At 50.2% G+C, this 13832-nt stretch carries 17 protein-coding genes; 5 read left to right on the top strand and 12 right to left on the bottom strand.

Features of this window, described 5'->3' with window-relative positions:
• Positions 1 to 112 precede the first annotated feature (112 nt).
• The 9 genes from R3E63_03240 to R3E63_03200 all read right to left on the bottom strand — a co-directional run bounded on the left by R3E63_03240 (position 113) and on the right by R3E63_03200 (position 6557).
• Positions 113 to 1243 carry a glycoside hydrolase family 5 protein gene (locus tag R3E63_03240; protein MEZ5538976.1) on the bottom strand — a complete coding sequence of 377 codons (1131 nt, stop codon included), beginning with the start codon at positions 1241 to 1243 and terminating at the stop codon, positions 113 to 115.
• Positions 1244 to 1315: 72 nt separating this feature from the next.
• A complete protein-coding gene (locus R3E63_03235) occupies positions 1316 to 1753 on the bottom strand; it encodes a nitroreductase family deazaflavin-dependent oxidoreductase (GenBank protein MEZ5538975.1) in 438 nt (145 codons plus the stop codon).
• Positions 1754 to 1788: 35 nt separating this feature from the next.
• A complete protein-coding gene (locus R3E63_03230) occupies positions 1789 to 3462 on the bottom strand; it encodes an AMP-binding protein (protein MEZ5538974.1) in 1674 nt (557 codons plus the stop codon).
• Positions 3459 to 4034 carry a hypothetical protein gene (locus R3E63_03225; protein ID MEZ5538973.1) on the bottom strand — a complete coding sequence of 192 codons (576 nt, stop codon included), beginning with the start codon at positions 4032 to 4034 and terminating at the stop codon, positions 3459 to 3461. Before R3E63_03225 ends, R3E63_03230 begins: the two co-directional genes overlap by 4 nt.
• Before the next feature lie 13 nt (positions 4035 to 4047).
• Positions 4048 to 4296 carry an acyl carrier protein gene (locus R3E63_03220; GenBank protein ID MEZ5538972.1) on the bottom strand — a complete coding sequence of 83 codons (249 nt, stop codon included), beginning with the start codon at positions 4294 to 4296 and terminating at the stop codon, positions 4048 to 4050.
• Positions 4297 to 4325: 29 nt separating this feature from the next.
• On the bottom strand, positions 4326 to 4583 hold the full coding sequence (locus R3E63_03215) for a phosphopantetheine-binding protein (protein MEZ5538971.1): 258 nt from the start codon (positions 4581 to 4583) through the stop codon (positions 4326 to 4328).
• The gene (locus R3E63_03210) at positions 4571 to 5392 is read right to left on the bottom strand and encodes a lysophospholipid acyltransferase family protein (protein MEZ5538970.1); all 822 of its coding nucleotides are present in this window, start codon (positions 5390 to 5392) and stop codon (positions 4571 to 4573) included. Before R3E63_03210 ends, R3E63_03215 begins: the two co-directional genes overlap by 13 nt.
• Positions 5377 to 6108 carry a beta-ketoacyl synthase chain length factor gene (locus R3E63_03205; protein MEZ5538969.1) on the bottom strand — a complete coding sequence of 244 codons (732 nt, stop codon included), beginning with the start codon at positions 6106 to 6108 and terminating at the stop codon, positions 5377 to 5379. Before R3E63_03205 ends, R3E63_03210 begins: the two co-directional genes overlap by 16 nt.
• Positions 6105 to 6557, bottom strand: a complete 453-nt coding sequence (locus tag R3E63_03200; protein MEZ5538968.1) for a hypothetical protein — start codon at positions 6555 to 6557, stop codon at positions 6105 to 6107. Before R3E63_03200 ends, R3E63_03205 begins: the two co-directional genes overlap by 4 nt.
• A gap of 83 nt (positions 6558 to 6640) precedes the next feature.
• Here R3E63_03200 and R3E63_03195 point away from each other — a divergent pair, with 83 nt between their 5' ends.
• Genes R3E63_03195 through R3E63_03175 form a run of 5 tightly spaced genes read left to right on the top strand, consistent with a single transcriptional unit; the run spans position 6641 to position 10416 of the window.
• On the top strand, positions 6641 to 6943 hold the full coding sequence (locus R3E63_03195) for a hypothetical protein (GenBank protein ID MEZ5538967.1): 303 nt from the start codon (positions 6641 to 6643) through the stop codon (positions 6941 to 6943).
• Complete coding sequence (locus tag R3E63_03190; GenBank protein MEZ5538966.1) at positions 6940 to 7878, top strand: dialkylresorcinol condensing enzyme; 939 nt, start codon at positions 6940 to 6942, stop codon at positions 7876 to 7878. Before R3E63_03195 ends, R3E63_03190 begins: the two co-directional genes overlap by 4 nt.
• Entirely contained in the window at positions 7875 to 9014 is a 1140-nt protein-coding gene (locus R3E63_03185; GenBank protein ID MEZ5538965.1) for a beta-ketoacyl-ACP synthase III, read from the top strand. The genes R3E63_03190 and R3E63_03185 overlap by 4 nt, the downstream gene beginning before the upstream one ends.
• Before the next feature lie 2 nt (positions 9015 to 9016).
• Positions 9017 to 9421 carry a hypothetical protein gene (locus R3E63_03180; protein ID MEZ5538964.1) on the top strand — a complete coding sequence of 135 codons (405 nt, stop codon included), beginning with the start codon at positions 9017 to 9019 and terminating at the stop codon, positions 9419 to 9421.
• The gene (locus R3E63_03175) at positions 9418 to 10416 is read left to right on the top strand and encodes a BtrH N-terminal domain-containing protein (GenBank protein ID MEZ5538963.1); all 999 of its coding nucleotides are present in this window, start codon (positions 9418 to 9420) and stop codon (positions 10414 to 10416) included. The genes R3E63_03180 and R3E63_03175 overlap by 4 nt, the downstream gene beginning before the upstream one ends.
• Here R3E63_03175 and R3E63_03170 read toward each other — a convergent pair.
• From R3E63_03170 to R3E63_03160, 3 genes are all read right to left on the bottom strand, one after another.
• Positions 10413 to 12773 (bottom strand): MMPL family transporter, encoded by a 2361-nt coding sequence (locus tag R3E63_03170; GenBank protein ID MEZ5538962.1) that lies wholly within the window; start codon positions 12771 to 12773, stop codon positions 10413 to 10415. The two genes, R3E63_03175 and R3E63_03170, sit on opposite strands and share 4 nt — an antisense overlap.
• Positions 12770 to 13291 carry an outer membrane lipoprotein carrier protein LolA gene (locus R3E63_03165; protein ID MEZ5538961.1) on the bottom strand — a complete coding sequence of 174 codons (522 nt, stop codon included), beginning with the start codon at positions 13289 to 13291 and terminating at the stop codon, positions 12770 to 12772. The genes R3E63_03170 and R3E63_03165 overlap by 4 nt, the downstream gene beginning before the upstream one ends.
• A 64-nt stretch (positions 13292 to 13355) precedes the next feature.
• Positions 13356 to 13829: a thioesterase family protein gene (locus tag R3E63_03160; protein ID MEZ5538960.1), complete on the bottom strand. Its 474-nt coding sequence runs from the start codon at positions 13827 to 13829 to the stop codon at positions 13356 to 13358.
• Between the last annotated feature and the right edge of the window lie 3 nt (positions 13830 to 13832).

Genomic DNA, 13832 nt, shown 5'->3' with positions numbered 1-13832 from the left:
TCCGTCACTACGTGACGCCTCCCCTATTACATAGGAGAGGCTAGTATCTCCCCCTGCGCAGTAGGGGGAGTGGCGCGTAGCGCCGAGGGGGTCAGGCTTTTGCCTAACAATATTACTCCCCATCCCTCGTCACTCTTTCTCCATCAAAACGACTGGGCAGCCAGCCGCGTTCGACGCAATCGCGGAAGCACCAAGCCGCTGTGGTTTCGGTTTTGTAATTCCAGAAAAACCAGCCGCGAAATTTTTCAAATGCCATTAATTGTGCGGCGCCGTAACCGCGAAACGCGGTGTTTTCTTGGAAACCATCCATGTGTTCGAGCGCGTGGTTGTACGGACCTTCTGCCCATAGCGACACCACTTTCAAATCCAAGCCCAAACTCCATTCGCCGCAAATAGTTGGCAGTTTCAATTCGTTATTGATGGCATCCGCTTCGTTTTTCCATTCAATCGCCGCTTTTTGAATATGCCCGTAAATATCCATATCAATATCTTCACGCGCAAAACATTGGTAGCGATGAATATCAAAAATTACATTTTGATACTCAGGCATCTGCATAAAACCTAAATACTCGCGGAAGTCGCGAAAGCCATCGTGAAAAACCACGGCCGTCTTTTCGGCGGTGCAGTGTTTGCGAATCGCGTGATACGCCTCGATGTTGTAACGCTTGAGGTAATCGGTAGGCACATCCCAGCGCGGTTCGTTCAAGACTTCAATCGCGATCAAGGCTTTTCTGTCGTGATAGCGCGCGGCTAAACGATCCAACACGCTGATGGAATGATCGAAATATTCGGGCTTGGTGTGCCATTCGCACACACCGTGCATACCGCCGTTATCGAAACCGTTTTGGCAGCCGGCTGCGGCGTGTAAATCCAACATGATGTTGATGTTGTGTTTTTCCGCCCAATCAAATGCGCGGTCTAAAACGAGTATGCCGCCAGTAACAAACGGGTAGCGATGCTCGCCGTATTTTTCGTGATAGGGATAGTCGGGGCCGAAAATCCAATGACCGACAGGAATGCGCACGGTGTTGATGCCGCGCTCAGCGAGCCATGCAAAATCTGCTTCGGTAATCCAACTGTCCCAGTGCGCGCGCAATTTGTTTTCGGCACGCTCGCCGAGCTCTGCGCACCAAGTGGTTTCATCGGTGGCGACGGTGCCTTCAAATAAACTCGGCACCATCCATTTCTCTAACACTAACCAACTGCCGAGATTCACGCCGCGTAATTTGGTGACGGGTTTCATGCGCTGCTCCTTGTTGAGTTTGTTCCTCTGAGCTTACACCCGCCAGCGCGTAGTTACACGCAAAAAACAAAGCTACACGCGATCCAGCACCACCACGGGAATTTTGCGCGTAGTTTTTTGTTGATACTCGATATAAGTGGGGAACACTTTCGTCATCATCTCCCACAATTTTTCGCGCTCTTCACCTTCTGCGACGCGCATTGTTACATCCATTTTTTCGGCTTTGACTTGGATATGACCAGTGCCGCTGGCTGCCAAATTCACAAACCATGCCGGCGGTGTGTCACTGCCGCCCTTGGAAGCGATGATGACATGGCTGTCGCCATATTTTCCGTAGATCACGGCAGCTTGGCGTTTTTCGCCAGATTTTTTCCCCACGGTGGTGAGTACTAAACAGGGGAAGCCATTCATCAGGTGACCATCTTCACCGTCGGTGGCGAGGTAGCGACGAATATGGTCTTGCATAAAACCGAGAATATTTTCTGGGTCGTTGGTGTTGATGTCACTCATAACGCACTCCTGTTTTGTAAAATTGCGGTTTTATTTTAACTCGCAAAGACAATGTAACCGGATGACAGTGCCTGTTCATCCATGCTGTAGTTGAACTGCACTTTTCCCGCGCCTACGTTTTGCAGCGAGAGTGTGACGGTATCGTTCGGCACAATAGGTTCGGAAAATTTGAGTTTGTCGATGCTGCGAAATTGTGTCAGTGCATACCAGTGGCTGCACTGGCGCACGGCGATATCAAATTGCACCACGCCGGGCAGGATGGGCAATTCAGGAAAGTGCCCGGCAAACAGTGTGGAGTTTTTCGGAAAATGAATCTGTAACACGCGTTGGTTTTCACTATCAAGGATGAGTTTAATTTGCATAGCAGATTCATTGAAAAGTTCGCACAAGACTGTGTGAGATATTTTGCCTTGTGGGTCAGTGGGCATGGTTTCAACAAAACGCCATTTTCTCGGCAACAAGATACGTTCAAATTGTTGGTGCAAATGGTCGCGTAAATGTTGCGTCAGTGAATTTTTATTTTGTGAGCTGAGCAGATGTTTCCCTTCAGGAGATAAAGCTGCAACCACACCAAGCCGCCCTGTATTTTGCGGTAAAACTAATACGCTTGCTTCTGTTATCCACGGTGAAGATTGCAAATGTTGTTCCATTGCCGTGAGCGATAGGCGTTTTTCTTCGATTTTAACAATGCGATCACTGCGGCCTAGCAAATGAAAATGTTGTGCGTCGAGTAGAGAGGCGCAATCACCCATCGCCAGAAAATCTTTTGCGCCAGTAAATGGTGATTGCACAAAAAGCTGCTGTTCAGCGTCTATTTGAATCTGTACAGATGGCAGTGTTTGCCACGACTTTTCACGCGTATTTTGTTGTCGCCACGCCACGCCACCGGTTTCCGTGCTGCCCAATACTTCAATGGGGTATTGCCCCCAACGCTGTTGCCAATCCTGTGCCGCTTCTGTAGGTAGTAATCCGCCAGAAGAAAAAACTGCACACAATTTTCCTTGCAGGGATGAGAGATCGACACTGGTTGGAAAGCGTTTCAGTTGCGAAGGGCTGGCAATCAAAATGCTGCGAGGGTGTTGTAGTAGCTCGTTGACTAATTGTTCTGGATAGCTGTGTGCGGCAGCAGCAAAAGCGCGCCCAGTACACAAGGGCCACAACACGCGAAACAATAATCCGTAAATATGTTGATGCGATACTGTAGAAAAAATAGATGCATCAATTAATTGTTCTCCCCATAGCGTTTCTAGTGCGTGAATTTCCGCATCGAAACAGCGCAGTGGTTTGGCGATGGCTTTTGCAGCACCTGTGCTGCCGGAAGTGAGTAGGGTGACGGTGAGTGCATCAAGATTCAGTGTGATGTGTTCAAGCGCGGTGGTGTTTGTATTATCTGCGTTGGACAGCGTTAGTGTTGAAAAATCGGCATCAAAAAAATCTGTCAGCGATGCCAGCGTGCCGCTTTGTGTATTGGGCGGCAGCACGATGTGTTTTCCCGCTGCGAGCAGCGCAAAAAAGCTGACGGCAAACTGATACGAATTATCGTTAACCAACAGCCAGCGCTGCTCATGTCTGGGCAGCAGTGCATTGTATTGCGCGGTGACAGCCTGCAAAAAATCTTGCCGCGTGTAGCGCGTGTTTTGCTCCCACGCAATGTAAGTGTCTGGCGCAGCAGCAGTGGTAAAAATATTGGCGAGGCTGCGAAGGCTCATAGCGATTGGTTTTGCTGTTCGTATTTTTTGACGCGCAGGCGTACGAGATATTCGATAGCAAACAGCGCACCCATCAACAGATAAGCGATCAAACCGTTATACAGCGCCCAAGTTTCCATACTGGAATACAGTGCTGTGTACAGTGCAATGCTGCCATTGATAATAAAAAACACGCACCACACCAGCGTCACTTGCCGTGTGTAGCGAATGGCGGGTTTACTGAGTTGTGGTTCTTGCAAACGCGCAAAGCGTTCAATCATGGAGGGTGGTTTCCACAGCGTTGTGGCGAAACCCATCAAAAATGCAACATTAATGACAGTGGGAATTAGTTTCAACGCGCCTGCTTGATTGAGAAACACAGAAGCCAATGCACAGAGTATTGCCAGTAGTAGGGCGGGAAACAGTGATTGCTTCAGTTGTTCGTCACCCAGTTTTTTGCGTAGCACGAGTACGCGCGCAGCTAAGAATACAGCGAGCGCGATGCCGACCCACTGCACTGAAAAATGCAGCAGGCCGTAGTAGACCAGTAGCGGATAAATCAGTGCCAATATTGCTAATAGCGCCTTAGGCATGGCGTTGGTTCGCTTATGCTGCCAGCAGTTTTTCTACGACATCCAGCACATCATTAACGGTGCGCGCCGCTTTGAATTCTTCAGGGCTGATTTTTTTACCTGCCAATTCCTGCACCTGAATGACTAGATCGACGGCATCAATACTGTCTAGTTCAAGCTCGCTGTAGAGATTGGATTCTGGGGAGATTTTATCTGGATCGATTTCAAAGTTTTCTGACAGAATTTGCTGCATGTTTTGGAATAATTCGTCGCGTGTCATGATGATCTCTAGCAGTTTTTTAAGATGGTATGTTATGTGCGCTGACTTTCAATCAAGGCTTTCAATGCGTTTACAGACGCAAAGTGTTTGCGCGTGTCTTCCGAGTTGGCATCCAACTTAATTTGGTATTTTTTCTGAATGTGTAGGCCGAGTTCCAATGCGTCAATGGAGTCGAGGCCGAGACCATCGACAAACAGCGGTGCGTCGCTGTCGATATCTGCGGGTGTGATGTCTTCTAGATCGAGACAGTCGATGATGAGTTGTTTGATTTCCAGTGCTAGGTCTGACATGCGTGTTGTGCTTCCGTGGGAGTTTTAAGTTTTTGTTGAAAGAAGTTAAGCAAGAAACGATTGAGTTGCCGCGTTGCCAATGCAGGTGGTGCTGAAGGTTCTACGCAATTTTTTGTGATCAGTGTTGGCAAAATAGTCACGCTAAATACGGGGCGCCGAGAGGGTATCTTATACCACGGCTCCCCTTTGAGCAGCGTAGGCGGCTCGCAGGTGATGAGCACCGGCAGAATGTCGGCATCACAGCGAATAGCGATATTGGCGGCACCGCGTTGAAAAGCTAGAGGCGCGTTGGGCGTGCTGCGAGTACCTTCGGGAAAAATGATGAGCGGAAAATTGGCGGCGAGGCTGTGTGCGCAGCGCGTGAGCATTGTGTCGCCATTGCTGTTGTCGGTGTAGCCGGTGGCGCGTATCACGCCGCTGACTAAACTGCGCCGCAAGCTGCCTTTCACGACGCAATCGCAATCGGGTAGCAGTGAGATCAAGATCACTACATCTAACAGTGATGGGTGATTGGCGAGCACCAGTTTCCCGCGCGCTTGGGCAAGGTTTTCACGCCCGTATATTTCCAGTTTCATCAAGCCTAAGGCTTGCATCTGCCATAAATAAAAACGAAAAGTGTGGTGGATGAGGCGGCGAGCGCGCGCGTCTTTTTCTTCGGGTGTGCGGCCGAGTAAGCGCGTGATGGGTAGTGCGCTAATCGCCAACAGAAAGCCGCCGCCAAATAAAAAGGCAAAACAGTGACCGGTGGCGAGTACGCGCCAGAGCCAGTCGACGCGCGATTTGATTTTTTGCATCACGCTCGCGGCCATGCCCAGTGCCAAGAAAAACGCTCGCCTTGCGTTTGCAGCTCTCCGCTTTGTGCGACGAGCCAACGCAAAAATGGCGCCGTGCCGAGCTGGGCAGATGTATTGTCGGCAGCATTGCCTACGCGCAGTTGCAACTGCGGTGCGCCCGCCGTGCTGGCTCTGCCCAAGAGCAACGCCAGCCCTAACGGCATGCAATCAGTGGCGAAGGCTCGGTAGTCATCAGGCAGCGGTTCTTCGGCGTACACCACCATGACTTGTTCGTGCTGCGCGAGTTGACCGATGGCTTCGATAATTGCCATGGGCAGGGTGTCGCAACCGGCGGCTATCGCCGTGGAGGGCGCGGTGTTGCCGGTGGCGATGGAATACAAGCCGGAGGCGGTGTTGTGCACCGAGAGGCTGAAACCCATGGGCGATAAGGGTTCGTGCCGCGCCAATTCTTTGAGCAGTTCGACGGTGCGATGAATCTCGCCGTGGCGCGAAGCAAATACCGTCGGCAAGTGCTGCTCGCCCGCGCAGGCGTTGGCGGCGGACAAGGCAAAGCGCGATAAGCGCGATAAACGGCGGCGTTGCATCGCGGGGATGAAATCAACGGCTGGATTTTGTGTGGCATTGCCAATCGGCAACGCGCCCGCCGCCCACGCCTGCCAATCTTCAGCAGACACCACATCAGGCATCCATCCCGCCCAATGCAACAGCGAGCAAGCAACGCTTTGCGTCATGCCGCCACCGCCGTTTGCAGCGCGATGATTAACTCGCCTTCCAGCAGGCTGCGTTGCTCGCATTGCAGATAAAAGCGGTAGTGCAGACCTTGCGGCAATTCAGCCAAGCGTTCTGCATGGATGAATAAGTCAGCGGGGAGATCATCCAATCGTTCCATTTGCCAGCGCACATCGGTCAGTACAGCGATCATGCCCTGTTGCGGCGTGATGGCTTGCGATGATTTTTGCTGCGCGAGCAGCGCACCGTGTACGGCAACGGCTTGCGCAGCGTACTCAATGCCAGCCTGTACGGAGAGTTGATCAGCGTGGCGCAGTGGGTTGTGCACATCGCGATGGCTGCTGGCGCGACAGGCAATGCACTGTGCGTCGTAGCGTTCAACGCTATCGAGCAAACACATGCTGCCGGCATGAGGAATCAGTGACGCAATGTTGATGTCATGCAGTGACACAAGAATTCCTATTTCGCTTGCGGCGAGTGGGTTAATACAAGGCCTGTATTATAATTCAGCGTTAACTTTTCTGATGATTTCCGATGTTGTTTCGTATTGCTGCTGACCATCCATCACTCGCAGGGCATTTCCCCAGCAATCCCGTTGTGCCGGGTGTGGTGTTGCTGGATCACATTCTTGCAACAGCAAAAACGATATTGCCAACACATCGCGTGTGCGGTATTCGTAAATTGAAATGGCTGCAACCCGTTTTGCCAGAACAGCAATGCGAAGTGCAGTGGGCCGTAGTGCATGAATCACAAATGCGTGAATCGCAAGTGCGTTTTGTGTGTTTGTGTGAAGGCAAACGCGCAGTGGAAGGCAATCTTGTGTTGGATGCCGCATGAAGAAACGCATATTAGTAGTAGCGTATTCACAAACAGGGCAGCTCGCCGATGTGGTGCGATCTGTGATTACACCTTTGCAAGCGGCAGAAAATATTGAAGTAGTGTTTGAATGGTTACAGCCAGCAACGCCGTATAAATTTCCTTGGTCTTTTTTGCAGTTTTTTAATGCGTTTCCGGAAACGGTTTATGAACAGCCTGCGCCTTTATTGCCATTGCAAGTAAATGAAAATACACAGTTTGATTTGGTGATCTTGGCGTATCCCGTTTGGTTTTTATCGCCCGCACAACCGATGATGGCTTTTTTGCAAAGCGAAACAGCGGCGCGTTTATTGCGCGATACGCCGGTGGTTACGCTCATTGCTTGTCGCAATATGTGGCTGATGGCACAAGAAGTGATGAAAGAAAAACTTACCGCTTTGGGTGCACGCTTGATCGACAATATTGCATTAGTGGATCGCGCACATCCTGCTGCCACTTTTATTTCTACGCCGATGTGGATGCTAACGGGCAAACGCGGTCCTTTTCTCGGTGCTTTTGTGCCTGCTGCGGGTATTCCTGCGGAAGACATTGCCGCTGCTGCGCGCTTTGGTACAGCGATAGCGGCACAGTTACCGCAGCGTGCTGTAAACGATCATGCGCCCATGTTGTCTGGTTTAGGCGCAGTAAAAATTAATGAGCGTTTAATCGCCTCAGAAAAAATTGCGCGCCGCAGTTTTTTAATCTGGGGAAAATGGTTGCGCGCTATCGGTGAGCCAGCATCGCCGCTGCGTAAAGTGGTGCTGTGTTTTTATATTGTATTTTTGGTACTGATGATTTTGACCGTGGTACCAGTGTCTGCCGTCATCAAACGCGTATTATCACCTTTTACGCGAGAACGCATTGCGCAGCAAAAACAGTATTTTGCACAACCGTCGGGTGAGGAGTGGCAGCCATGACACACACAGCCTACATCACGGCAACGGCTGCTTTTTTACCAAACGAAGCGGTTGGCAATGACGAGATGGAACGCCTGTTGGGGCAGGTCGGTGCAAAACCTTCACGCGCGCGGCGTACCATTTTGCGCAGTAATGGCATTAGCAGTCGCCACTACGCCATTGATCCAGCGACTTTACAATTTACGCACAGCAATGCGCAATTAGCGGCAGAAGCGGTGCGCGGTTTGCCGCTGCAACAAAACACGATTGATTGTTTGGCTTGCGGAACATCGATTGCCGATCAGTTGATGCCAGGGCACGCCAGCATGGTGCAAGGCGAGTTGCGTTTGCCCGCTTGCGATGTGGCGAGCACTAGCGGCGTTTGCGTGGCGGGCATGACGGCGCTGCGTTATGCGGTGAATACAGTGCGGAGTGGTGACAGTGTGTGCGCCGTGGCAACGGGTTCAGAATTGTCTTCGGCGCGTATGCGCGCAGAAAATTTTTCTGCTGAAATCGACAGTCAAATTGAAGCATTAGAAAAACAGCCAGAGTTGGCGTTTGAAAAAGATTTTTTGCGCTGGATGCTCTCAGACGGTGCGGGAGCCGTGCTGGTGGAGAATCAACCAGCAGCGCAAGGCATTTCGCTGCGCGTGGATTGGCTGGATGTGTTGTCTTACGCGGGGGAGATGGAAACTTGTATGTATGCCGGCGCAGAAAAAAATGTAGACGGTGCGTTGCAAGGTTGGCAGCAGTTTTCGGCACAGCAGCGTGATCAGCAATCGGTGATGGCAGTCAAACAGGATGTGAAGCTGCTCAACGAGCAGGTGATTCACTACACCGTGGAAAAGCCCTTGCAAGCCTTGATCAAAAAACACGGTTTGGCGGCAGAAAATATTGATTATTTTTTGCCGCATTACTCGTCGCAGTTTTTTCGCGACAAAGTGCAGGCTGGCTTGCAGCGCGTGGGTTTGGATATTCCTGTTGCGCGTTGGTTTACCAATCTCACTACTTGCGGCAACACCGGTTCGGCGTCGATCTACATCATGTTGAATGCATTATTTCGCAGTGGTCGTTTACAAAAAGGCGAACGCTTACTGTGTTATGTGCCAGAGAGCGGGCGTTTTTCCACCGCATTTATGCATTTGACGGTGGTGTGAGCGTGGATCACTCGCAAGTGCCGCAAGACAATAGCCACACTTACGGCGGTCATCGCAAATTACTGTACGCCACGAATGAAAACGGTGATTACATCGGCGTAGCATCCACAGGTTGGGAGGCAGAAACACTCGCCACCGATTCTGCTTTGGATTTATTAGCGCAACAACAAGAAGCGGCATGGCAGCGTGCGCAGCGCGGTGACACTTCGCCGTTGGAATACTACATGGTGTATCGCCGTATGGATTTGGCTCTGCTGTCGCAAACCAGTGGCTTATTTCGCTGGCGTATTCGTCGCCATTTTCGCCCCTCAATTTATGCGCGCTTGTCGCAAAAAATAATGAAGCGTTATGCCGAAGCCTTGGGTTTGGATATGCGGGCATTAAAAACTTTGGTGCGTGAACCATGAGTACATTTATGCATCAGCAATCAGCACATTGCGAAAGCGGCGTGATGTCGGCACTGCTCACGCATCACGGCTTGCCGATGAGTGAGCCGATGGCCTTTGGCTTGGCGTCTGCTGCGAGTTTTGCGCTAATTCCCTTGGTGAAAATTTCAGGTCTGCCATTGATTGCCTACCGTATGCCACCGCGCAGCATTATTCGCGGTGTGCAAAAAACAACGGGTGCGCGCTTAGATTTTTCAACCTTTAACAACGCTGAACGCGGTATGGATGCATTGGATGCCGCTTTGGATGCAGGAAAAATTGTCGGTCTGCAAACTTCGGTTTTTTGGTTGCCGTATTTTCCAGAAGGTATGCGTTTTCATTTCAATGCGCACAATATTGTGGTCTACGGCCGTGAAGGTAATGACTATTTAATCAGTGATCCCGTGTTTGAAATGCCAGTGCGCTGCGATCGTGCATCGTTAATGAAAGCGCGTTTCGCTAAAGGTGCATTGGCGGCAAAAGGTTTGCAGTATTGGGTAACGCACACACCAGAGGTGGTGGATTATCAAAAAGCGATTCCTGTGGCGATCAAACGCAATGTGCGCGTGATGACAGGCGCACCGCTGCCTTTTGTGGGTGTGCGCGGTATTCGCTACATGGGCAAACAGTTATTGAAATTGGAACGCGATGCAGCAAAACGAGAACAATACTTGCCGCTGTATCTTGGCCATATCGTGCGTATGCAAGAAGAAATCGGCACCGGCGGTGCAGGTTTTCGTTTTATTTATGCCGCTTTTTTGCGCGAAGCATCGCGTTTATTGGAGAGTGCACCGTTAAAAGAAGCGGCAGCAGCGATGACAGAAGCGGGCGATCACTGGCGTTTGTTTGCACTGCGCGCGAGCAAAATGTGCAAAGGACGCGAGATGATGGATGTGGCGTTGCTCAACGAATTATTGAATGGCTGTGCTGATCGTGAAGCGCAAGCGTGGCATCTTTTGGCGCGATACAGCCGCTAATTGTTTGGCTGAAAATGTTGATGCTGCGCCAATGGTGAAAACAACAGCGAGCACACTAAACCAATACTGATCACGATGCCGAAAGAACTGATGGCAGCGGTTTGGCTGAGTGCCAATAAACCAAAAGACAATAAAGTGGTTGCTGTGGATAACAACACGGCGAGCATCGTGGTGTCGCGATGCGTATCACTTTCGGCAAAGAAAATACTGTAGTCGATGCCGACACCTAATACCAATAACAGCGCCAGCACATGAAATAAGTTGAGCGCGACACCGGCGTAACCGAGCAATCCTAAAGTGAACCACGCCGCCAAAGCAGGTGCCAACATCACGCGCCATGCTTGTGAAAAACGGTAACGCCAGCACAACAAAGCGGCGATCAGCGCGTAGGCAATCAACATCATCCATCCCGTTTGTTCGCGGTAATGTTTGAATAGTTGAGAAATATCACTGACGGGATCCATCCAATGCACTCCGTCGTGTGTGTTTGCGTAATTTTTCAATGCAGTAATGTCGTGGCTGTTGCGTACAAACGCTGTGGCAATCCAGCCTCTCTCGGTTTGATGCAGTTGAAAATGCTCGACTGTGTTAGCGAGCGGTGAATAATTGATGCTGTCAGCGTTTAACCAAGCGGTTGGTGTTTGTTGAAATGCCACTGCTGCTTTATTGATAACATCATCTGATAAGCCCACGGTATTTTGCCACTGTGTTGCAAATTCGGTGAATAGTTTTTTCTGTGCTAAAAAGTTTTCCTGTTGGCGTTGTTGCGAAGGGAGGTAGTGCGTCAATACATCCGCTGTGGCTTTGGGTTGTTCTTTAGCGAGCCAGCTTTCCAGTTGTTCGCTGCGTTGCAAAAGCTGTTCTTGTGTCGCACCTTCAATCAGAAAAAACTGCGTGCTGGGTTGTAATCCGGCCAAAGCTTGTACGCGTTTTTCCATCGTGGCAATGCTGGGCTCTGGAGCTTGTAATAGATGCAAATCGTCATTGGCTTGAATGTTGAGGATGCTAGGAATCATCGCCAGCGCAGCAAGGAATAAAACGCTGCGCCGAAATTTACCATCAAACAAGTGCCGTAAAAAATGATCGGTTTTTTCGCTCCATTGCAAATAACGCGGATGGGAAAATAATGCGGTGGGCATCAAGCTGGGATACAAACTGACAACCGTGAACCATGCCATGAACAAGCCAGCACAGGAAAAAACCGCAATCTGGCGCAGTACGGGAAACGGCGCAAAACCTATCGCGGCGTAGGCAATGGCACTGGTAATCATCGCCATGGTGATGCCGGTAAAAACGCGCTGCATACATTGGCGGCTGCTGAGTTTGTCGCTGTCTTTGTAGTGCTCGGTGAGATAGTGCAGGCTGTAATCCATCGCCACACCGATGACGCTGCTACCAAATACGAGCGTGATGAGGTGAATTTCACGGAAGCACAACAGTGTGGCAACTAGACCTGCAAAGACACCGGCACCGAGTGGCAGTAGCGTAGAAAATAATGCGCGTGCACCGCGAAACACAATCACGATCAATAAAATAATGCCCAGCAAAGAGCCGTTGCCGACAATAGCCACTTCGCGTTTGGCGCTGCTTGCACCCCATACTGCGTGCTGCACTGCGCCCATCAATAATAATTCTGATTGTGGAAATTGCTGTTGCAACGATTGCTGTAATTGTTCGCGCCAAGCGCTGTAACGCGGATGCAGTGACATATCAAACACATCGGGTTTGATATCGACAATAATCACACGGTAGTTTTTATCTGTACCGCGCACTTGCAAGTGACCGTTGACGCTTTGCATGTTGCCTTGCGCAGGCGATAAGCCGCGCATGAAAGCATAGAAAATTAGCAGTGGATCATTGCTGAGTAGAGTGCTATTGATGCCGCTGATTGGGCTGTAAAGTGTTTCGGTTAATTGTTTTTCGATGGCAGAAAAATTGTTGTTCTCAATCCACTGTCGTTGTTGTGTGCTGAGCAAGCCTGCGCGCCACGGATAATAAAACTTGCCTATCGCCTGCGCTTGATCGAGAGCAACGCCCGTCATGGGTGCAGAAAAAAAATCTTGTTGTTGAATGCTGTCGATAACACGCGCTGCAGCGGCGTCGGTTTTTTTGTCGTCGGTATCGCCGACTAAAATTAATAGTTTTTGGCTGAAAGCGCGATTGTTGCGTTGCAGTGCATCGCGCAGTACCGCGTCATCGCGCAAATTGGGCAGCAATTCCATGATGTTGCTACGCACTGGCAGGCCGGGCCAAACATCACTCACCATGCCAAACAGCGCAAAGCAACTCAGCGCAACCAGTGTGGCTAACCAGAGGCGTAGCCACCAAGATTTTTGAGTGTGTTGCTCAACACTCATCGTGTGAGTGTACGCAAATGAATCACAGCGCGATCACCGTTACTTTCTAAAATGGTGACGGTGTTGATGGTTTTTTGTTGGCCATCAACCGTCATGGACTGAATTAAGGTTTGCAGTTCAGCAGAACGCGGTGTGATCTGCAATTGCCATTGTTGTTGATCGCCAGACGCCGTCACTGTCGCCAGTGCATTGTCATCGCGCCACTGCCCGCTGAAAGTTGCTGTCATGGCTTGCGTCAGCGCGGCGGCGAGTGGGTTTTGCCCAGTCTGTAGGTTGCGTTCGCCCTGTGCGTCAATTTCGCGAATGCTGGTCGGTGTCAGCACATAACGCAATGCAAAAGGTTTTTGGATATCCCAAGTGACGGTTTGCTTATCATCCAATAACAATTCGCCTTCGGTAATTAAGGGTTTGTCCAACATCGCCAATTTCTTTTCTTGTACAAAATGGAAGTGACGATTTTTTTGTTGTGCGAGTTGGCTCAAGATGTTGTCGCGCAGTGCTGTGTTATCAGCAAGCACAGTGAAAGGCAGAGCGATTAACGCTAGAACAAGGCAACGCTGCGCAGGATGGGGACAAAGAGTATCATGCGAGCTTTCCTGTGTTAATTGCTTGGTTGATAGCGCGTTTAGTTTGCTGATAAGCCGCCAGTTTTTCCCGCAAAATCGGTGGCGAGACGAAGCACATCTCCTGTGTTTGCATATCAACAGCCACTTGGATGGTGTATGCCTTGCATAGCTTTTCGCCGCTGTTTGCATCAGTGATTAAAAAATCTATTTTCAGGCGATTTTCATATTCTTTAATTTCACTGCGCACGCGAATGCATTGCTTGAAATGCAGAGGTTTTATATATTTGATGCGCATATCAATCACGGGCCACGCATAGCTGGAATCGCGCATACTGGGGTAGTCGTAGCCTATGCTGTCCAGTAAATCGCAGCGCGCAATTTCTAAGTAGCGCGGGTAGTTGCCGTGCCAAACAATTTCCATCGCATCAATATCTTGAAATGGAATGTCGATATCGGTGATGGCGTTAACAGGCAGGAGAGGGTCGTTCATAAC

The organism is Pseudomonadales bacterium (assembly GCA_041395665.1).
Taxonomy (GTDB): domain Bacteria; phylum Pseudomonadota; class Gammaproteobacteria; order Pseudomonadales; family UBA7239; genus UBA7239.
Note: the sequence above shows the minus strand (reverse complement) of the source record. Positions and strands in the feature narration are given on the sequence as shown.

What these genes read in the sequence shown, in the direction of transcription:
- R3E63_03205 (MEZ5538969.1), bottom strand. Translation starts at nt 6,108, where the DNA reads ATGACGCAAAGCGTTGCTTGCTCGCTGTTGCATTGGGCGGGATGGATG.
- R3E63_03230 (MEZ5538974.1), bottom strand. Translation starts at nt 3,462, where the DNA reads ATGAGCCTTCGCAGCCTCGCCAATATTTTTACCACTGCTGCTGCGCCA.
- R3E63_03210 (MEZ5538970.1), bottom strand. Translation starts at nt 5,392, where the DNA reads ATGGCCGCGAGCGTGATGCAAAAAATCAAATCGCGCGTCGACTGGCTC.
- R3E63_03175 (MEZ5538963.1), top strand. Translation starts at nt 9,418, where the DNA reads ATGAGTACATTTATGCATCAGCAATCAGCACATTGCGAAAGCGGCGTG.
- R3E63_03185 (MEZ5538965.1), top strand. Translation starts at nt 7,875, where the DNA reads ATGACACACACAGCCTACATCACGGCAACGGCTGCTTTTTTACCAAAC.
- R3E63_03225 (MEZ5538973.1), bottom strand. Translation starts at nt 4,034, where the DNA reads ATGCCTAAGGCGCTATTAGCAATATTGGCACTGATTTATCCGCTACTG.
- R3E63_03240 (MEZ5538976.1), bottom strand. Translation starts at nt 1,243, where the DNA reads ATGAAACCCGTCACCAAATTACGCGGCGTGAATCTCGGCAGTTGGTTA.
- R3E63_03195 (MEZ5538967.1), top strand. Translation starts at nt 6,641, where the DNA reads ATGTTGTTTCGTATTGCTGCTGACCATCCATCACTCGCAGGGCATTTC.
- R3E63_03170 (MEZ5538962.1), bottom strand. Translation starts at nt 12,773, where the DNA reads ATGAGTGTTGAGCAACACACTCAAAAATCTTGGTGGCTACGCCTCTGG.
- R3E63_03160 (MEZ5538960.1), bottom strand. Translation starts at nt 13,829, where the DNA reads ATGAACGACCCTCTCCTGCCTGTTAACGCCATCACCGATATCGACATT.
- R3E63_03235 (MEZ5538975.1), bottom strand. Translation starts at nt 1,753, where the DNA reads ATGAGTGACATCAACACCAACGACCCAGAAAATATTCTCGGTTTTATG.
- R3E63_03190 (MEZ5538966.1), top strand. Translation starts at nt 6,940, where the DNA reads ATGAAGAAACGCATATTAGTAGTAGCGTATTCACAAACAGGGCAGCTC.
- R3E63_03215 (MEZ5538971.1), bottom strand. Translation starts at nt 4,583, where the DNA reads ATGTCAGACCTAGCACTGGAAATCAAACAACTCATCATCGACTGTCTC.